Here is an 18,698-nt window from a genome sequence, read left to right as displayed (position 1 = left end):
GCCCGAGATGCTGAGCTTGCCGCGGGGCGGCGCGGTGGGCGTCGTCGAGGGCGTCGGCGTTCGGGTCCTCGTCGGGCGGGGGCTCCGCGAGGGGCTGCGCGAGGTGGTCGAGGGCAGTGGCGGGTTGATGGGAACCGGCACGGTGAAGAACGGGAAGTGCAGGTACAGCGTCAGCGGCGGCCGCTGATACGGCGGCGGGGGCGCGGGCGCCGCGACCTGCTCAGGCGGCGGGGCGGCCGGTGGCGGTGCCGGCGCCTGCTGCACCGGGGGCGGCGCCGATTCCGGAGCGCGCCGGACGGGTGCGCGGCGGGGCGGCGGCGCGGGCGCCACGTTGACCGGCGCCTGCGCCTGAGGCACCGGCGCCTGCTGGACCACCGGCGCCGGAGCGGGCGGCGCCGGCGGGGCGACCGCGGGCGCCTGCGCCTCCGGCTGCGGCACCCGACTCGCCGGGGCGACGGCGCCCGGGGTGGGCTGCGCGGCCGGGACGGGATGCGTGTCCGAGGCCAGCGAAATCACCATGACGCCCGCCGCCGCGGCCGCGACCGCGGCCAGCGCGCTGCCGGCCAGCACGAAGGGCCCGCCGCCACGCGAACTCGCGCCGTCCTCCGCCTCGAATTCCAGGGCGCTGTAGGCCAGCGCGCCATCGCCCGGGTCGGCGATGCCACAGATGTCCAGGTAGGTCGACGTGACCGCTTGGGAATCCACCTCGCCGGTGCCCGGATCCAGTGCGTAGGCCTGGGCGGCCGTCGACGACGCGAACAGCGGCGCGTTCGCCGACGCCAGCGCGGCGCCGCGGGCCAGCGCCATGTCCGGCTCCTCGGGCACCATCACGTCGAGCGCGGTCGCCGCCTCGAGCGCGGCCTTGATCGCGAACACGTCGCCGCCGTGCCCCGTCCCGGAGCCGACGACGAACACGCCCTCGGCGCGCCGGTCGAGCCCGACCACCATCGCGGCGAACTCGTCGCTTGCGTTGCCCAGAAGCTGCTGCCGGTGCAGATCGGCGATCGAACCGTCGGCCACCTCCACGACCGCCAACGTCGCGCTGTCGTGCTCGACGAACAACATCGCGATGTGCTCGTAACCGAGCGCTTCACCCACGGTCTGCGCCAACGCGGCCGCGGCGAGCAACGGGGAGACCAGCATGACCGCACCGACATCGTGCGAGGCGATCGCGTCCCGCAGCGCACCGACGTCGGCGGGGTCAGTCCAAGTCACCCCCGTCGAGGTCAGCCGGCAGTGACTCGCGGTCGCGCCTTCCCGGGTCCCGGCGATCGCGGCGATTACCTGATCGACCGCACCGGAGGTTGCCGAGCCGTCGCCGGCGGCAACCGCGAAGCGGTCCTCTTCGACCGTGACACCGTCGGCGTTCTCGCCCTCGATGAGGACCAACCGCACCATCGTGGGTGCCATCGACACCCCGAGCACAATGTCCACTTGCGCCTCCAAGGTCGTCGGAGACCCTCACAGAGGGCACCACAAAACAGACCCCGCCCGACTGGGTGACACCACGCTACTCGCGTGCGGCCGGATGCGCTCGTTCGATTCAGTTGTGATTGAGAAAGGTCACAGGGTCGATCAATACCCTGGGCTCAGGAAGGGATTCTGCGCGTTCCCCGGATACTGTGGGGCCGCGGGCGGCGCCGGCGGCTGGCTTTGCGGCACCGGGACCGGGATCGGCACCGGCAGCAGCGGCACGTGTATCCACTGCGTCGTCATCGGCACCGTCGTGGTGGGCGTCGTCGTCTGGGCCGTGGGGGGCGGCGTCGTGGTGGGCGGCGGCGGCACGGGCGTCGGGGGCGGAGGCACGGGCCTCGACGGCAGGGAGCTGACGGGCGGCAGCGGCGCGACGGTGGGCGCCGGCGGCGCCTGGTGGTTCTCGATGCCCGACAGCGTGTAAGCCACGCCGCCGATCGAGGTCATGGCCACCACGGCACACATCCCTACCACCAACTGCGACAGCCGGAGCCGCCGCCACGAGCTTTCCTTGGGCGGCTCGATCACGTTAAGGCGCATCGACCAGCCGGACCCGCCGTCTTCGTCGAAGGCCGTCGGGCTGTACGGCACCCGGATGTCCGGGCCGTATTCCGTTTGCGACCAGGCCAATTCGCGGTCCGTGAGCGCCTCGTCGTCGATCACCAGCACGTCGCCGGCAGGCAACTCCACGATTTCGCCCGCGGCGGCCGTGAGCAGGCCGATGGAAGCGTGCGTCCGCAGGTCCAGCTGCTCGCCGCGCGAGGCGATCTGCAGCGCGCCCACGGCGGCGGCGTGCGCCGGCTCCAACGGGCTCACCACAGGCCGCCGGCCGTGCACCGAAAGGCGTTCCTTGACAAGGGGAATGCTGGCGCCACCGCCGACCATGACGACCGCCGACAGGTCGGCCCAGCACCTCTTGTGGCGGGCCAGCATCTCGTCGAACGCGTAGATGAAGCCGGACAGCCGGTCCTGGATCAGGTCGCCCAGCTCGTCGCGCGTCAGCTTCATGGTGCAGCGGCGACCACCCAGCTCGGCCGAGAATTCGACCACCGTTTCGGTGGATAGCTTCTCCTTGGCCTCGCGGCACTGCTCCCTGAGCAGGCCGAGCTGGCCGACCGCCGCGGTGCTGGCCGGGTCCATCCCGCTGCCGTGCCCGAGTTCTTCGAAGACCTTGAGCAACAACGCCTGGTCGATCTCCTCGCCGGAGAAGGCCGCGTAACGCATTGTCGGTGTGAGGAGTTCGAAGTCGCCCGCGAGGCTGATCAGGGTGGCCGAGGTGCCGCCCCCACCGAAATCGAGCAGGCCGACCACGCCCGTCGCCGCGAGGCACAGCTCCGCGTTCGCCGCCGTCAGCGCCGCGATCGCGTCGGAAACCAGGCGGGGCGCCATGCCGCTTCGGACGAAGCCCAAATGCGTTCGTAGGCCGTTGCGCAGCGCCTGCACCGTGCCGGGTTTCCAGTACGCCGGGACGGCGATGGAGATCTCGCACGCGCCGGAGTCCGCGCCGGCGGCCGCCACCATGGCGTCCAGCGCCTCCACCATGAGCAGGTCCGGGTCGTGAGCGGACCCGTCGGGCGACACCAGCGCAACCGAGTCACCGACGCGCTCGACGAAGCCCCGCATCAGCACCCCCGGCTCGGACAGCGGAGGGACCGCGGAATTTTCCAGGGGCAGGCCGATTTTCGGCGCGCAGTGCGGATAGAGCGTGAGCACCGCACGGCGTGCAACCGGCGAATTTCCGTTACGCGCAGCGACCAGGTTCGCGGTCCCGATCGACAACCCCACTGGGTCGTACATAGAGCGAGAACTTTCGTCTATAGAGGTCGGTGGCCAGCGTTAACCATAGCCGTGCACGCGCTGTATTCGGCCCGGCCACAACCTCATTGGTATCCGGTCGATGCCGTGTCGTCACCGAAACGGTATCGACGATTCCCTTGACAGAGCGCGGGTGCTCAGATCACAGTGAGCGGCAGCGAACGCCTCGGCTCGAACTGGAATGTCGATCCGTGACTGACCTTGGCCACCTGCACCTCGGGCAGTTCCTTTGCCGCGGTGTCGGTTTCGACCAGCTCGGCGGTCCAGTCGGTCTTCGTGCCGCTGACCCGTACCTCGAGGTGGGGGTCGACCGCGGTGGCGATCGCCTGCAGCGGCTGCACGGATTCCGGTGAGCACAGCGAAATCCAGGCGGCGTCGTCGTGCGCCGGGGACCGATGCACGATCAGCCGGTTCTGCGCCGTTTCCGCGACGACGTAGCCCGCGGGGTTCAGCAGCGGGTGCAGCTCGAGCACCCGTCGGGTTCCCTCGATCCCCCCGGGCAATCGCAGCGCGCGGTGGATGCGCTCGGATGCCAGCCCGGCCAGGCCGGTCAGGCCGTGGGTGCACACGCCGGCCGCCTGGGCCTCGTCGGTGGCGCGCGCCCCCACCGCGATGGCGAACGACAGATACAGCAGGTGCATCTGCAGGCACACCTCGTCGGCCATGCGCACCAGCGCCGAATGCGAGAACGCGGCGAAGTCGAAATCGGACAGCAACGGCCCGGAGTAATCCGCCTGGCCCTCGTCGTCGCGGTCGATCGGGTCCAATTCCCAACTGGCGGCCCGCGTTTGGCGGACGATGTCCAGGGCCGGGATGCTCTGCGCTTCGGGGTGGGACTCGTCGATGATGACGGTCCACGCGCAATGGGGGTGCCGGTCGGCCGGCACCCGTGGGGGACGGTGGATGGGACGCATCTGCGCGCGCGGGTTGGTCGCCACTGCGGTGGCGTCGAACGTCGGATCCTCGATGGTGTGGCACATGCCGAAGACGTACTCGTCGCCCATCGGCTCCACGTCCAGCAGCGCGCCGCAGTGGTCGAGCTGGAACTCCCCGTGCCAGCGGTCGTGCAGGGTGTAGCGGAAGTCCATGAATTGCGGCGGCGCGCCGATGTCGAGCTGCAGGCCCTTGAAGATGGTGGGCACGTCGACGCCCTCGTAGTTCAGCGCCCGCTGCATGCGCTTGGTGTAGATCGGGCTGGCACCGGCCCACTCCTCGATGGCGATCTGCACCATCTCCTCGCGGCCGAACTCCGTGATGCACCACGCCATGCCGGAGCGGTCGATCATGTGACCGATCAGGAGCAGTTCGGGGACCAGGACGGACAGCTCCTGGCGGGACAACCGCGCGTATCGGGATCCGGTCACCGCCCAAAAATAGACGGATTTATGTTATAAAGTCAACAATGCTTTCTTCCAGGCCGTCTTCCAGGCCCATTGCGCCTACCCGCCGCACCAGCGCGCCGCGCAAGCGCGGCGACGACACGCGCACCAAGATCATCGACGAGACCGTGCGCTGCATCATGGAGGAAGGGTTCGCCGCCGCGACCGCCAAGCACGTGGCCGAGCGCGCCGGCGTGACGTGGGGGGTCATCCAGTATCACTTCGGGGACCGCAACGGCCTGCTGATGGCCGTCGTCGACGACGGGGTGGCCCGGCTGGTGGACAGCCTGTCGTCGGCCGACGTCAGCGAGCTTCCGTTGCGCGAGCGCATCGAGGTCGTCATCGACACCGCGTGGAGCTGTTACAGCAGCCCGACGTCCATGGCCGCCTTCGAAATCCTGCGCGCCACCCGGGGCGGGTCCTCGCGGCGCCACCTGATGGAGATGAACGCCGCGATCGGCCAGCTCGGCCGGCTGATCACCGACGACCCGGCCAATGCCGGTGTGGCCGAAGTGATTTGGGCGGCCCTGCGCGGCGTGGTGCTGGCGCAGATGATCACCGGGACCGCCATCGATTGGAGCCTGGAACGACGCGCCCTGATCGAGATGGCCACCCGTGTGCTGGAATGACCGGATGACCCCTCAAGAGTTCGCCGACATCGAAGCAATCAAGCAGGTGAAATACCGCTACCTGCGCGCGCTGGACACGAAGCATTGGGACGACTTCGCCGACACGCTGGCCGAGGACATCACGGCCGACTACGGCCCGTCGATCGGCAACGAGCTGCACTTCACCAACCGCGCCGACCTGGTCGAGTACATGCGTACATCGCTGCCCGGCAACGTCATCACCGAGCACCGGGTGACCCACCCCGATATCACCGTGGACGGCGACACCGCAGCGGGCAGCTGGTACCTGCAGGACCGGGTCATCGTCGCCGACCTCAACTTCATGCTGATCGGTGCGGCCTTCTACCGCGACACCTACCGGCGCACCGACGCCGGCTGGAAGATCAGCGGAACCGGCTACGACCGGACCTACGACGCCACAATGTCGTTGGCGGGCTTGGACTTCAAGATCAAGCCGGGCCGCGCGCTGGCTACTTAGTAATCGCGATCACCGCGCCGGGCTTCAGCCAGCGGATGATCTGCACCAGCGTGGCGTCGTCGATCGCCACGCACCCCTCGGTGGGCCCGCCGTCGGTGGTGTGAAAGAAGAACGCGGCACCGCCGCCGGGCGTCTTGTTCTTGTTGACGCCCATCACGACCGCGTGCTTGTACTGCGGGATCTGCAGGTTCTCGCTGTCGGCCGTGTTGAACGGGCACTGCGCCTTCTGGCAGACCTGCATGCTGTTGAAGGTGGGGCTGTGGTCGTCGCCGCTCCACCAGTGGTTCGGCCCGACTTGCGTATAGGGAAGTCCCCCACCGGGATTGGGCGCCGTGCCGAACGCGGAGTCGAGGGTGTACACGCCCATCGGGGTGGCCGGGACCCCGCTGCGGGCCTGCGGCGCCATGCCCGCGGAACCGACGTGGGTGGGGATGCCGGTCACCAGCGCCTGCCAGCCGCCGGTGGTGCGTTGGTAGATATCCATTTTCGCGTTCGACCCGCCGGTGCTGACGACCGAAACCACCTGCGTGGCATTGCCGACGGAGTTCGCGAACCAGGGCGTGGCCGCGCCGCTCACCGGCGCCAGCACCAGGGCCGTAACCATCAGACACGCCGCAGCGCACAGCGAAGCGAGCAGTCGGCGCATGGACTCAATCGTCCGGCCACGCGAACGCCGGGGTCAAGTAAAGCTTTAGACCCGGTTGGGTCACTGCGTCGTGACCGATGAGCGCCGAGCGTCATACTGGGATTCATGGCGGTCTTCGTCCGCAAGTTGTTCGGCATCGGCAAATTACCCGCCGATCTGCACGCTCAGGTCGAGGCGGAGGGCCTGATCTACCTCGCCGACTACGTCGCGGTGACCCGGCGGTTCAGCGGCATCATCCCCGGCGTGCGACTGCCGCACAGCGTCGCCAGCTATGTCGGTTCGCTGGCCTTCACCTCGGAGCGGGTGCTGGCCACGCTGTCCATGCTGCCGAAGCTGGCCGGGCCGACCGTCGACGCGCGCTGGGACGCGCCGCAAACGGGCGCGGCCAAGGTCGAGATCTCGTCGACCGGAGTGCAGGTCGACGTCGACGTCAGCGAGGTCGACGAGACGTTCAGCGGCCACCTGTCGCTGCACTACAAGGCGGCCCTCGCCGCCGACCTGCTGGCCGGCCTGCCGCGGCGGTCGCTGGCCTTCGACATGCCGCCCGAGTACATCTTCCGGGCGGTCGGCGTCACCTATAGTCCGTGAACGTCATCTTCGGCCAGGGCGGCTGCCGCAGCACCGCCAGGCTGGCGATCACCGCCGCCAACAGGCCGGTGAGCACGCCGATCAGCGCGATCCGGTTGCCGTCGACGGCGGGCACCCAGGACGCCTTGCCCCCGTGCACGACGAACACGCCGAGCGGCTTGGCGACGGGGATCACGGTGGTCCCGTCGGCGGTCTCGTAGGGCTGGCCGTAGACGCGTCCGTCGGCGCCGTCGGCGGGCAGCTGGTCCAGCACGTCGGAAAACTTCATGGATCACTACGCTAACCCGGTTTTCCCTACGATGGCTGGCGTGACCGATCAGGCGTTCAGCCCCGAGGAGCGGCGCGCCGTGTATCGGGTGATCTCCGAGCGCCGCGACATGCGCCGGTTCTCACCGGGCGCCGTGGTCAGCGAGGAGGTACTGGGGCGGTTGCTGCAGGCCGCGCACGCCGCGCCCAGCGTCGGGCTGATGCAGCCGTGGCGGTTCATCCGCATCACCGACGACGCGCTGCGGCGCCGCATTCACGCCCTCGTCGACGAGGAACGGCCGCTCACCGCCGCGGCCCTAGGGGAGCGGGCCGAGGAGTTCTTGGCGCTGAAGGTCGAGGGCATCCTCGAGTGCGCCGAGCTCTTCGTGGTGGCGCTCGGCGACGACCGCGACCGGCACGTGTTCGGCCGCCGGACGCTCCCGCAGATGGACCTCGCGTCGGTGTCGTGCGCGATTCAGAACCTGTGGCTGGCCGCGCGCGCCGAAGGCCTTGGCGTGGGTTGGGTTTCCCTGTTCGACCCGCGACGGCTGGCGAAGCTGCTGGAGATGCCCGACGACGCCGAACCGGTGGCCATCCTGTGTCTGGGCCCGGTGCCGGAATTTCCGGACCGGCCGGCCCTCGAGCTCGACGGGTGGGCCTACGGGCGGCCGCTGCCGGAGTTCGTCTCCGAGAACCGCTGGGAATCGCGCCGATCGTAACGCCCGGCGACAACCTGGTGGCTGGGGTATCGTCGCGCGTCGAGGTGAGGCTATGACGGGCAAAGTCGCCACATGACAACTAAAGAAAACGTGCTCATCGTGCACTGGCACGACCTGGGGCGGTATCTCGGCGCCTATGGTCACCCGGATGTATCCAGCCCGCGGCTGGACCGGCTCGCCGCCGAGGGCATCCTGTTCACCCGGGCCCACGCCACGGCGCCGCTGTGTTCGCCGTCGCGCGGGTCGCTGTTCACCGGCCGCTACCCGCAAAGCAACGGCCTGGTCGGCCTCGCCCATCACGGCTGGGAATACCGCAGCGGCGTGCGGACGCTGCCACAGATATTGGCCGAGTCCGGTTGGTACTCGGCGCTTTTCGGCATGCAACACGAGACGTCCTACCCCAAGCGCCTCGGCTTCGACGAGTTCGACGTGTCCAATTCCTATTGCGACTACGTGGTGGACCGCGCCCAGGAGTGGCTGCAGGACAGCGCCGAAAACCTCGGGGGCCAACCGTTTCTGTTGACCGCCGGCTTCTTCGAAACCCACCGGCCCTACCCGCGGGACCGCTACGAGCCGGCCGACGCGGCGGACGTCGACCCCCCAGACTTCCTGCCCGACACCCCCGAGGTCCGCGGCGACGTCGCCGACTTCTACGGCGCGATCGCCGCCGCCGACGCCGCCGTCGGCCGGCTGTTGGACACGCTGTCCCAAACCGGGCTGGACGCCAACACCTGGGTGGTGTTCTTCACCGATCACGGCCCGGCGTTCCCGCGCGCGAAATCCACGCTGTACGACGCCGGAACCGGCATCGGGGTGATCGTCCGTCCCCCCACCGGCCGCGCGTTGTCGCCGCACGTGTACGACGAGCTGTTCAGCGGTGTCGATTTCGTGCCGACGCTGCTGGACCTGCTGGGCCTGCGGGTGCCGCCCGACGTCGAGGGTGTCTCACATGCCGGCGCGCTGCTCGCGCCGGAGGCGCAGGCCGAGCCGGTCCGCGAACAGGTGTACTCCATGAAGACGTATCACGACTCGTTCGACCCCATTCGCGCCATCCGCACCAAGCACTACAGCTACATCGAGAACTACGCGGCGCGCCCGCTGCTCGACCTGCCGTTGGACATCGAGGACAGCCCGTCGGGCCACGCGGTCGCGCCGTTCATCGGCGGCCCTCGTCCGGAACGCGAACTCTACGACCTGCGAACCGATCCCGCCGAGACGAACAACCTGCTGACGGGTGACGACCCGGGCGCCGACGCGATCGCGGCCGATCTGGCTGTGCGCCTGCATGATTGGCGCCAGCGCACCGGCGACGTCATACCGTCGGAGTTCGCCGGCGCGCGCATCGCGGTGCGCTACACCGAAACCTATCTGCGGATCCACCACATGAAGCCCACCAGCCGGTCGGCGATCGCCGTCGACCGCGGCATCGAGGAGTAGTCCGGCGTTATACGCCCGCGCGCTGCCCGCCGCCGACCTCGGCGACGATGAACACCCGGCGGAACGGGAAGATCGTCGTGCCGTCGGCGCGGGGCGGGTAGGCGTCGTCCAGCAGCGGGATGAGCTCCCGGCGGAACTGTTCCCAGCCCTCGTCGTCGAGCCGCTCGCGCACCGGGACGAGCGCCGTTCCGGTGATCCATTCCAGCACCGGGTTCTCGCCCGTCAGCTGGTGCAGGTAGGTGCTCTCCCAGACGTCGACGTTGCATCCGGCGTCCAGCAGCAGGTTGGTGTAGGTCATCGGCGGCTGGACCACGGCACCGACGCGAAATGGTATGTCGCGCATGAGTTTTGCGTAGGGCTCACGGCGGGCCAGCGCCCGCACCGTGGCGTGGGAGGGGGTTTCGAAGTTGCCCGGGATCTGGACCCCGATCCACGAGCCCGGCGCCAGCTCGCCGGCCCACCGCACCAGCAGATCGGCATGCTCGGGCACCCAGTGCAGGGCCGCGTTGCAGACCACCACGTCGGTGTCGGGCTTGGGCTTCCAGTCCCGCAAGTCGCCGACGACAGCGTCGATCCCGCGTTCCTTGGCCGCGGCGACCATCTCCGGCGAGCTGTCCATCGCCTCGATCACCGCGTCGGGCCAGCGCCGCGCCAGGTACTTCGTCAGGTGACCCGGTCCACAGCCCAGGTCGACCACCCGGCGCGCCTGCTTGGCGCCCACCCGCGAGAGCAGGTCGTAGAACGGGCGGCTGCGATGGTCAGCAAAGGCCAGGTAGACGTCGGGATCCCACATGTCGGTCCTCCTGATCAACACCATCGCGGCTCGAGCGGATAGATAAACCGTATTACCGCATGCCGCCCCGGCGCCGAGCGAGTGGGCGATAGCATCGCGTTTGTGACACCGACCGACCCGGATCCGGTCACTCCCCCGGTTCCCGTACCGGATGTTCCCGGCGCCGACGTGCCCGCCGGCGCCGGGGGATTGCCACCGCGCTCCACGTTGTCGCCCCGTCAGCGAATCGTCGTCGAGGCGGCGGCCGTGTCCGATCTGGCGCTGCGCACCGCGGTCGCGTCGGTGCTGACGGCGACCGTCACGCCGGCGGTGCTCGCCAGCTCGGTGCGCTTCGGCAGCGAACGTGACAGCCTGCGCTTCTACGCCGAGCTCGGCGCCGAGCGTGATCCGGCGAAGTCGTTTCCGGCGCCCACCGTGCTGCCCCGGGTGTCGTCGCGGCCGGCGAATCGGCTTGCGGAGTGGATCGCGCACGGGACCGTCGACAACATCTCGTTCCCCAGCAGCTTCCGCGCGATCAACCCGGATATGCGCACCCGCTGGGGCGCGTTTGGATCCAACAACGTCGTGCACGCGCAGCACTGGCGGCATGCCGACGGACCACACCCGACGCTGTGCGTCATCCACGGCTTCATGGGGTCGTCATACCTGGCCAACGGGCGGTTCTTCACGCTGCCGTGGTACTTCCGCTCCGGCTACGACGTCCTGATGTACACCCTGCCGTTTCACGGCCCGCGGGCCGAAAGATGTTCGCCATTCAGCGGTTTCGGCTATTTCGCGGGCGGGCTCTCCGGTTTCGCCGAGGCGATGGCCCAGGCCGTGCACGACTTCCGGTCCATCATCGACTACCTGCGGTACACCGGCGTCGAACGCATCGCGCTGACCGGCATATCGCTCGGCGGCTACACCTCCGCGCTGGTGGCCTCGGTGGACGACCGGCTCGAGGCGGTGATCCCCAACTGCCCGGTCGTGACGCCGGCGACGATGTTCGACGAATGGTTCCCAGCCAACAAGCTCATGGGCCTTGGACTGCGGATGTCGAAGATCAGCCGTGACGAGCTGATCGCCGGGCTGTCCTACCACTCACCGCTGAATTACCGGCCGCTGGTACCCAAGGAGCGCCGGATGATCATCACCGGCCTCGGCGACCGGATGGCACCGCCGGATCAGGCCGTCAAGCTGTGGGAACACTGGAATCGCTGTGCGCTGCACTGGTTTCCGGGTAACCACGTCCTGCACGTCAGTCAGCTGGATTACCTGCGCCGCATGACCCAATTCCTGCGCGCGGTCATGTTCTGACGGTTTCGGTCAGAGGCGCACGGTGCGCGCCGGCCTCCGGGGTGGGGCAGACCAGTTCGGCCAACAGGCCCGCCGGTTCCTCACTGTGCCCGTCAAGCCGGCGCGTCGACAGCAGCTCCAACGCGGCCAGCGCCGGGAAATGATCCCCCCGTTGCGGGATCAGCCCGGCCAGCGGGGCCGCGGCCGCCGGGGGCGTGTCGGTCACAAACGCGCACGCGGCCGCGACGGTGTGGTGGTTTCCGTCGCCGGCGATCTCCAGCGCGGTCCAGGTCTCGCGCGCCGGGTGCGTCCGGATCGCCTCCAGGGTTTCGGGCAGCCCGTCGTCGACGCGGACCCGGTATGCCGCAACGTAATCCGAGGCGCCGCGCTGGACTCCCCGCCAGCTCTCGCGCGCGTTCGGCGCCAGCAGACGCGGGGCGTCGTCCGGCGCGACGACGCCGGCTTCCCAGCCGATCTCGCGGAGGTGGTCAGCCAGCCGCCGGGCGGCCACCTGGGCCGTCTCGTGCAGCGGGATCCGCGACGACCGCGCCTGCAGCGCCGCCAAGTTGTCGGCCGCCGAGATGGTGATCGCGATCCAAGTCTCGAGGGTGTCGGATGCGTTGCCGCGGTTGGTGATCCGGATCATGTCGGCCCGGATGCCGTAGCGGTCCAGGTACCGGGCGAGCAGCGGCAGCGGCAACACGTCGGAGTCGCCGAGGGGCGGACCGAGCCGCAGCAGCGCGGTCGTCTTTGTGGCAGAACCGGATTCGGGCACGGTCTTGCCGTTGCGCCGGATGATCGCGATCCGGCGGCGCAGGATCGTGGTGAAGTGCAACCCGCGCCACCAGCCGAACAGCACGATCACCACGGCGGCGGCGATGCCGAGCACCCAGTAGTCGCGCGGCGATCGCCACGGGTACGCCAGCACCGCGGGCACCACGGCCAGCAGCGCCAGCGTGATCCGGGCTGCGCCGGGGGTCGGTATCGAACGGCTCACGGGGTGCTCTCCTTCTTACGGACGATCGCGGCGATCGCGGCGACGGCGGCCACCACCAAGGCCAGCACGGCGCTTCCGACGAACGCCACGGTCCGTGGGGTGGTGTCCTCGCGCGGCGGTGCCGGCGGGGCGGGAACCGGTTTCGCGGCCGCCACACCGGGTGGGTTGGCGGCGGGCAGGTCCCACGTCAGCGCGGCCACCGGGTCCACGCTGCCGGCGCCGACGACGTTGGAGGGTGCCCGGGCGCCGTTGTGCGCGGTCGCGGTGATGCGCCGCACCACCTGGGTCGCGTTCAGTTGGGGATACTTGCTACGCACCAGCGCCGCGACGCCCGACACGTAGCCCGCCGCGTAGCTGGTGCCGCTCAGCGCCACCATCTGCTGGTGGTCGTCGGGCAGGCCGTTCGCCAGGCCGCCGCCGTCGCGGTTGCTCACCGACACGATGTTTTCGCCGGGCGCCGCGATGCCGACCCACGGCCCGGCCATGGTGAATTTCGACGGCTGCGCGTCCGGCGTCAGCGACGCCGCGGACAGCACGTAGGGCTGCCACCACGACGGGATCGAAACCGACTTGACGCCGGCCCAGTTGCGGGGGTCGTCGGGGCGGCCGAGATCGGTGAGCGGGTTGGAGTCACAGGACATCCCGCCCGCGACCGATCCGGTCGCCCCGGTGTTGCCCGCGGCGGCCACGATCACCGCATCCTTGTCCACCGCCGCATACCGGATCGCCGCGCCCAGCGCGGCCTGGTCGACGGGGCGGTCGGCGGGAAGGCAGGTGATCGCGGAGATGTTGATGACCCGGGCGCCGAGGTCGGCCGCGTGCACGACGGCCCGCGCCAGGGTCGCGACGTCGAGCGACGCCCGCGCCAGCAGCGGATCTCCGCCCGGCGTGCGCGGCGAGAACTTCGCGGAGGTCATCCTGATCGAGAGCACCCGCGCCGCGGGCGCCACGCCGGAGAACCCGTCGTCACCGGGCTGGCCGGCGATGAGCCCGGCGACCAGGGTGCCGTGCCCGTCGCAGTCGGTCAGGCCGTCGGTCGTCTCGACGAAGTCGCCGCCGGGATCGACGTTGGGCAGGCGCGGGCCCGGCCGCACCCCGGTGTCGATGACCGCCACCAGTTGGCCGTCGCCGCGGGAAAACCGCCATGCCGCGGGCAGATTCAGCATCGCCTGGCTGGGCGTCGTCACCGCCGGGTCGCTGCTGGGAATGACACCGGACGCCGCGCAGGGGCCCCGCTGCTCCATCGGCTGCCCGGGCCCCGGGGCTCCGTTGGGCGGTGCCATGCCCGGGTCGACCGTCGGCTGATCGATCGCCAACGCCTGCGGGCAGGCCCACATCACAGCCGCCAAAGCGGCTGTGACGCAAGCGAGTCCGGAACGGATCATCGATTGAGGACCCACGTGAACAGGCCGACCAGGTAGGCCAGGACCGGAATCAGCGATGCGTCGAGGCCCGCCGCGAGGAATCCCAGCAGTCGGCGCAGCGGCAGCGAATAGCTCTCCGGCGAGGCGATGCGCGGGTTCAACGCCACCACCGCCCACACCAATGCCAGCGCGATCAGCACCAGCGACGCACCCAGCGCGGCGGCGTAACGCCCCGTCGCGGTGTAGAGGACCAACACCACGCCGGCCACCAGGTAGGGCTGGGAGAGCAGCCAGGCCTTGCAGGCGGCCGAATCCCAGACCCGGGCGCGCAGCACGGACGTGGCGGCGGTCGCACCGACCACGTACCAGCCCAAGCCCCCCAACGACTCTGGGCGCAGCGCGATGGCCACCGAACCCAGGACACTGAGCAATACCGCGGCGGCGATGAATCCGTTCTGGTGCGCGTCGCCGATCCGCACCCGCCGGGGCAGGTCCTCGAGCACACGCAACGACGGCGCCGACGGAGTCGGGTCGCCGGGCGCCGGAATGACCGGCAGCGGGAAGCGTGCCCACAGGGCGGACAACTGGGCGGCCTCGATGGTGACCAGCAGGGCCGCCACGATCAGCCCGCAGCCGATGGTCAGTATCGGGAAATGCCAGAGCGTTTCGGCGCCGGCTGCCACCAGCACGGCGGCCCCCACCACCGCGGTCGCGGTGAAGATACCGACGATGCGCTCGCGCTCCGGGCCGGGGACCATCAGGGCGATCAGGGACCACGCGGTGACGCCGGCCGCGGCCAGCATCAGTTGCGACGGCCCGAACCTGCCGGGCACCGCCAACGCCAGGGCGGCGGCGATGGGCACCAGGGCCGCGACCGACAGCGCCATTCCGGTGCGCGCGGAACGCGCCGTGATCAGCAGGCCCGCGACCGCGGTGAGCGCGGCGATCACGCTCACCGCGACCAGTCCGGACAGCGCGCCGGTGGCCACCCGGTAGGTGACACCCAGGCCGGTCGCCAGGAACGCCACGGCGATCGCCGCGGCCAGCGCGCCGCGCTGGATTTGCGCTGTGCCCCAAGGCCTCAGGCGGGAGGTCGAAAAGATCATTGCGGCGTCGGCGATATCCTCGACGATGCCCGGCGCCGCCGGGCCGGCGGGCACCGGCTGCAGCGCCAGCAGGTCACCGTCCACCACCCCGACGGTGTCCAGGCTGGCGTCGAGGCTGAACGGCGCCCCGCCGATCGGCGCCAGGCTCAGGTGGGCCGCCGCGAGGGTGTCCAGGCTGTCGTCCGCGTCACCGTTCGAAGCGGCCGGGGCCGCCAAACGTTTGACCGCGGGCAGGATTTCGCGCAGCGGCAACTCGGTGGGCAGGGCCATCTCCGTCAGCCGACTCTCCGCGAGGATGGCGACGCGGACGATCGGCATGACGGTGCCGGACGTCACTTGGCGGCCCTCGAAAGACGCTGCGTCCATTCCTGCGACATGGTTCTCTCTTCTCTATCTCGTTGCTGTTTGGTGTTCGGCGGAAAAATCTCGGGACAGCCGCCGGCCGGGGAACCACTGGCCCTCCGGCAGCAGGGCGGTCAGGTGTTCGATCGCGACGGCGATCGCGAAGGGGGTGCCGGGGGCGAACGTGGAGACCCATTCGCCGTCGAAGGCTCGGGAGGGGCTGACCAGCACGCGACCCGCCGCGGTGTCGACGACGCTCATGCCGACCTCGGTGGTGGCGTGTTGCCCGTCGCGGCGGCAGCCGGCGACGACCTCGACGTAGCTGCGCGGCCCGGAGAAGACCGACTCCACCACCGGCCGCGCCGATGCCGGGATCCCCAGGTATTCAACGACTTCCGTCAGCGAGGCGCCGGACCGCAGCCGCTCGTCGGCCCGGGCCCCGACGCGCATCGGCATGCTGAACTCGTCGAATCGCGCCGGCGGCCGCTGGGCCAGCCCGACGCCGAGCACCGGCACCAGCCCCCGCGCGTCGTCGATGTCCATCGCGGTGAAGGTGACCAGCTGCGCGCTGCGCAGCGCGACGACCGTTTTGGCGGTCGTACCGCTGCGCTGCGCGACCACGCCCCGCAGCAGCTCACCCGAGCCGGTGGCGGTGGCGGGTCCCACGAAGCGCAGGTCGAGCCACCGGTCCGGGAAGCAGACGGCCTTGATCCAGCCGGCGACGGCCGGGTTGACGAGCCCGTCGTGCGTCACCAGACCCATCCGGGTCAGCTCGGCACGCTGCCGCTCGAAAAACTCGGCGCGTTCCGCGGTGTCGCGGTAGGGCGTGGTAATCGCCAGCACCCACGGGAAGGTGCCCGCCCCAATGGTTTCCGCGATGAACCACGCGTGGTCGACCGTCAGCTCGACGGCGTTCGGCTCGCTCATTTGGCCGGGGTTAGCCGCCCCACTTAGCGGCCTCGGCCGTGTCCCGCGCGTACATGGCCAGGGTGTTGGCCTCGTGGGTGCTGGCCATCGCCTGGTAGGCGCGCACCAGCGATTCCATGGCCTGGTTCCACTGGGCCTGCCACACCTGGTAGGTCATACCGGTGTCGCCCTGCCAGGCGTTGGACAGCGCGGCCTGCTCGCTGGCGATGTCGGCGCCCAGGCCCTGCAGGGTGCCGGCGTAGCCCGCCATGTCCCCGGCGTGGCTCAGCATCGCGGGGTAGTTGTACATGATCTGTGACATCACAAGTCCTTTCGGTCAGATCCCGGATTTAAATCGACGTGTAACCGGAAGCGGCGGCGGCGTCGGCGGCCACATAGGTGCCCGCGGCGTCGCCGAGGTTGGCCTGGGCGATGTCCAGCAGGGTGTTGACCCGGGCCGCGGCCTCCACGAAACGGGCGTGCGCGGCCTGGAACGCCGCCGAGGACTCGCCCTGGTGGAACGCCTGCGCCGACACCGCCTCCTGCTCGGCCTGGCTGATCGTGCTGCGCATCAGCGCCGCCTTGGCGGAAAACGCCGACTGCGAGGCCACCAGCTGCGGGATGTGAGCGTCCAACATGCTCATGGTGATTGGTTTCCTTTCACTCTCTTCGGATTTCGGTTGCCCACTGTCTCGTTACGAACCGTCGTCTCCCCCTCTCCCCGACTCACCGGAGCCGTCCTGGTCCCAGGTGCCGGGCACCATCGGCACCCGCGGCCCGCCGCCGAACTCGTCGCCCGTCAGCTTGGCCAACCCGGCCGCCCCCACGGCGGCGTCTTTGTGCGCGGTGCCCGCGAAGCCCAGCGTCCCGGCCCCGTTCCCGGACGCCACCGCCGACACCAGCTCTTCATCCGCGTAGTCGGGCGGGATGCCGATGTCGGAATCCATGTCCAGGAACTCGTCGCCGTATTCCCGCATCGCCGCCCGCCGGCGCCGCCGCGCCCGCGCCTGCGCCCGGATGGGTGCCGCCGCGCCGGCCGCCGGGATGGTGGCCGCCGGCGCCTTGGCCCGTCCGTGGGGACCGACCGTCGGCCCGGACTCGCTGCCCGGTCCGCCACCGAAACCCACTATGTACGCGAAGGTTCCGGCGGTTGCCGGAGCGGGTGCGCCGGGCGCCCCGGATGTGGCGGGTGCGGACGCGGGGGCGCCCGCGGGAGCGGCGACAGTCGTCGGGGCCACGCCGGCGACCGGCCACACCGCGGAGACGGGCACGGCGGTCGCGGCGATGCCCCCCACCACCGGTGCCGCCAGCGCGGGAGCCGCCGCGGCCGCGAGCGACAGCGCGGGTTGCAGGGCCACCGGGAGGACGAGCCCGAGGAAGGGACTCAGCAGCAGCGACGGGTAGGTGATGCTCGCACCGACCCAGGAGAACACCTGGTAGGCGATCGCGAACAACAGCGGGCCGTAAAGCACCAGTGCCTCAGAAGGATTCGTCATGAACGCCTGGATCATCTTCACCGTGTTCCCGACGGGATCCTGGAAGAACGTGGCGAGCTCCTGGAACATGTTTCCGTAGAAATTGGTGTACTGAGACAGCAGATCCGAAGGGTTGAGAGACAACCCCGACTGGGCGGCCGGGGTGGTCGTGCCGTTCTGATTCACGATGTCGGGGGCCGGCGCGGTGCGCGGCGCCGAGGCCAGCGCCCCGCCCGAGACGGCCTGATAGGCGCCCATCGTGGTGGCGGCCTGCACCCACATCCGCAGGTAGTCGGCCTCGTTGAGCGCGATCGGAATCGTGTTGATGCCAAAGAAATTCGTCGCCACCAGCACCCCGTGGATGACGTGGTTGGCGGCCAGCTCGACCAGGGTCGGCATCGCCGCCAGCGCGCTGGTGTAGGCCGCCGCGGCGACCTCGTGCTGGGCCGCCACGCCCGCGCTGTCGGCGCTGGCCTGCTGCAGCCACGCGAGGTACGGGGCGTGCGCGGCCACATACTGCTCGGCGCTCGGACCCTGCCACGCGCCGGCCTGTACCGCCCCCAACAGCCCGCTGAGTTCGGCTGCCGCCGAGGCGTATTCGGCGCTGAGCGCCGACCAGGCGCCGGCGGCCGCAAGCAGCGACCCCGGTCCCGGACCGGTGCTCAGCAACGCCGAATGCACTTCCGGCGGCGAAGCCATCCAAACGGGCGCCGTCATTTTCTAGCCGCCCGCCACCCCATAGGTCGCGGCCGCCGCGGCGTCACCGGCGAGATAGCTCGCGCCCGACTCGCCCACGCCCACGCCGGCGCGGCCCAACTCCTCGACACCCTGCGCGGCGATGGCGGCGTGCTCCTGTCCCTGGGCGCTGAATCCGGCGGCCGTCTGCAGCGACACCGGATCGGCCGCCGGCGGCACCACCGCGGTAATCGCGGGGGCCGCCGCCGCGTGCGCGGCCGCCAGCCGCGCCGTCAGCGCCTCCACGGCCGCGCTGGTCGCGGCCAGCCCTTCGGGAACCACTCGCAACGTCATG

At 70.3% G+C, this 18,698-nt stretch carries 20 protein-coding genes; 6 read left to right on the top strand and 14 right to left on the bottom strand.

All coding sequences use genetic code 11. The features are described from left to right. The 3 genes from A9X00_RS22020 to A9X00_RS22010 all read right to left on the bottom strand — a co-directional run. A partial coding sequence (locus tag A9X00_RS22020) for a hypothetical protein (protein WP_067158355.1) occupies positions 1-1,434 on the bottom strand: 1,434 nt, incomplete at its 3' end. A 141-nt stretch (positions 1,435-1,575) separates the two neighbouring features. Then, positions 1,576-3,270 (bottom strand): Hsp70 family protein, encoded by a 1,695-nt coding sequence (locus A9X00_RS22015; protein WP_067158353.1) that lies wholly within the window; start codon positions 3,268-3,270, stop codon positions 1,576-1,578. Between the two features lie 155 nt (positions 3,271-3,425). Further along, positions 3,426-4,652, bottom strand: a complete 1,227-nt coding sequence (locus A9X00_RS22010; protein ID WP_067158351.1) for a hypothetical protein — start codon at positions 4,650-4,652, stop codon at positions 3,426-3,428. A gap of 38 nt (positions 4,653-4,690) precedes the next feature. Between A9X00_RS22010 and A9X00_RS22005 the strand changes: the two genes are divergently transcribed. After that, positions 4,691-5,296, top strand: a complete 606-nt coding sequence (locus A9X00_RS22005; RefSeq protein WP_067158349.1) for a TetR/AcrR family transcriptional regulator — start codon at positions 4,691-4,693, stop codon at positions 5,294-5,296. Between the two features lie 4 nt (positions 5,297-5,300). Further along, the gene (locus tag A9X00_RS22000; RefSeq protein WP_369830780.1) at positions 5,301-5,774 is read left to right on the top strand and encodes a nuclear transport factor 2 family protein; all 474 of its coding nucleotides are present in this window, start codon (positions 5,301-5,303) and stop codon (positions 5,772-5,774) included. Here the strand turns inward: A9X00_RS22000 and A9X00_RS21995 are convergent. Next, positions 5,767-6,420 (bottom strand): L,D-transpeptidase, encoded by a 654-nt coding sequence (locus tag A9X00_RS21995; protein WP_067158345.1) that lies wholly within the window; start codon positions 6,418-6,420, stop codon positions 5,767-5,769. The two genes, A9X00_RS22000 and A9X00_RS21995, sit on opposite strands and share 8 nt — an antisense overlap. Before the next feature lie 105 nt (positions 6,421-6,525). Between A9X00_RS21995 and A9X00_RS21990 the strand changes: the two genes are divergently transcribed. After that, positions 6,526-7,008: a hypothetical protein gene (locus A9X00_RS21990; RefSeq protein ID WP_067158343.1), complete on the top strand. Its 483-nt coding sequence runs from the start codon at positions 6,526-6,528 to the stop codon at positions 7,006-7,008. Here the strand turns inward: A9X00_RS21990 and A9X00_RS21985 are convergent. Continuing rightward, a complete protein-coding gene (locus A9X00_RS21985) occupies positions 6,992-7,276 on the bottom strand; it encodes a hypothetical protein (RefSeq protein ID WP_067158341.1) in 285 nt (94 codons plus the stop codon). The two genes, A9X00_RS21990 and A9X00_RS21985, sit on opposite strands and share 17 nt — an antisense overlap. A gap of 31 nt (positions 7,277-7,307) precedes the next feature. On the opposite strand from A9X00_RS21985, the gene bluB reads away from it, so the two are divergent. Together bluB and A9X00_RS21975 are read left to right on the top strand one after the other, a co-directional pair. Continuing rightward, positions 7,308-7,973 carry a 5,6-dimethylbenzimidazole synthase gene (bluB, locus tag A9X00_RS21980; RefSeq protein WP_067158339.1) on the top strand — a complete coding sequence of 222 codons (666 nt, stop codon included), beginning with the start codon at positions 7,308-7,310 and terminating at the stop codon, positions 7,971-7,973. Positions 7,974-8,045: 72 nt separating this feature from the next. Beyond that, the gene (locus A9X00_RS21975; RefSeq protein ID WP_067158337.1) at positions 8,046-9,410 is read left to right on the top strand and encodes a sulfatase; all 1,365 of its coding nucleotides are present in this window, start codon (positions 8,046-8,048) and stop codon (positions 9,408-9,410) included. A gap of 7 nt (positions 9,411-9,417) precedes the next feature. Here the strand turns inward: A9X00_RS21975 and A9X00_RS21970 are convergent, their stop codons facing one another. Next, a complete protein-coding gene (locus A9X00_RS21970; protein WP_067158335.1) occupies positions 9,418-10,203 on the bottom strand; it encodes a trans-aconitate 2-methyltransferase in 786 nt (261 codons plus the stop codon). Positions 10,204-10,305: 102 nt separating this feature from the next. Here A9X00_RS21970 and A9X00_RS21965 point away from each other — a divergent pair, with 102 nt between their 5' ends. Next, positions 10,306-11,499, top strand: a complete 1,194-nt coding sequence (locus A9X00_RS21965; RefSeq protein ID WP_067158379.1) for a S9 family peptidase — start codon at positions 10,306-10,308, stop codon at positions 11,497-11,499. Here A9X00_RS21965 and eccE read toward each other — a convergent pair. From eccE to A9X00_RS21925, 8 genes are read right to left on the bottom strand one after another with little or no spacing between them, the layout of a single operon-like run. Next, positions 11,489-12,475: a type VII secretion protein EccE gene (eccE, locus tag A9X00_RS21960; protein WP_082975428.1), complete on the bottom strand. Its 987-nt coding sequence runs from the start codon at positions 12,473-12,475 to the stop codon at positions 11,489-11,491. The genes A9X00_RS21965 and eccE overlap by 11 nt on opposite strands. Continuing rightward, positions 12,472-13,860, bottom strand: a complete 1,389-nt coding sequence (gene mycP / locus A9X00_RS21955; protein ID WP_067158333.1) for a type VII secretion-associated serine protease mycosin — start codon at positions 13,858-13,860, stop codon at positions 12,472-12,474. Before mycP ends, eccE begins: the two co-directional genes overlap by 4 nt. Continuing rightward, positions 13,857-15,311, bottom strand: coding sequence for a type VII secretion integral membrane protein EccD (gene eccD / locus A9X00_RS21950; RefSeq protein ID WP_156772224.1), 1,455 nt, complete (start codon positions 15,309-15,311; stop codon positions 13,857-13,859). Before eccD ends, mycP begins: the two co-directional genes overlap by 4 nt. A gap of 24 nt (positions 15,312-15,335) precedes the next feature. Then, positions 15,336-16,214: an ESX secretion-associated protein EspG gene (locus A9X00_RS21945; RefSeq protein WP_067158331.1), complete on the bottom strand. Its 879-nt coding sequence runs from the start codon at positions 16,212-16,214 to the stop codon at positions 15,336-15,338. Between the two features lie 10 nt (positions 16,215-16,224). Beyond that, on the bottom strand, positions 16,225-16,515 hold the full coding sequence (locus A9X00_RS21940; protein ID WP_067158326.1) for a WXG100 family type VII secretion target: 291 nt from the start codon (positions 16,513-16,515) through the stop codon (positions 16,225-16,227). A gap of 28 nt (positions 16,516-16,543) precedes the next feature. Continuing rightward, positions 16,544-16,837: a type VII secretion system protein EsxG gene (gene esxG, locus A9X00_RS21935; protein ID WP_067158324.1), complete on the bottom strand. Its 294-nt coding sequence runs from the start codon at positions 16,835-16,837 to the stop codon at positions 16,544-16,546. 51 nt (positions 16,838-16,888) lie between these two features. After that, positions 16,889-18,385, bottom strand: a complete 1,497-nt coding sequence (locus tag A9X00_RS21930) for a PPE family protein (RefSeq protein ID WP_067158323.1) — start codon at positions 18,383-18,385, stop codon at positions 16,889-16,891. Between the two features lie 3 nt (positions 18,386-18,388). After that, the gene (locus tag A9X00_RS21925; protein WP_067158321.1) at positions 18,389-18,697 is read right to left on the bottom strand and encodes a PE family protein; all 309 of its coding nucleotides are present in this window, start codon (positions 18,695-18,697) and stop codon (positions 18,389-18,391) included. Position 18,698: the final 1 nt, after the last annotated feature.

Origin of the sequence: Mycobacterium sp. 1245805.9 (assembly GCF_001672915.1) — a bacterium.
Classification (GTDB): Bacteria; Actinomycetota; Actinomycetes; order Mycobacteriales; family Mycobacteriaceae; genus Mycobacterium.
Note: the sequence above shows the minus strand (reverse complement) of the source record. Positions and strands in the feature narration are given on the sequence as shown.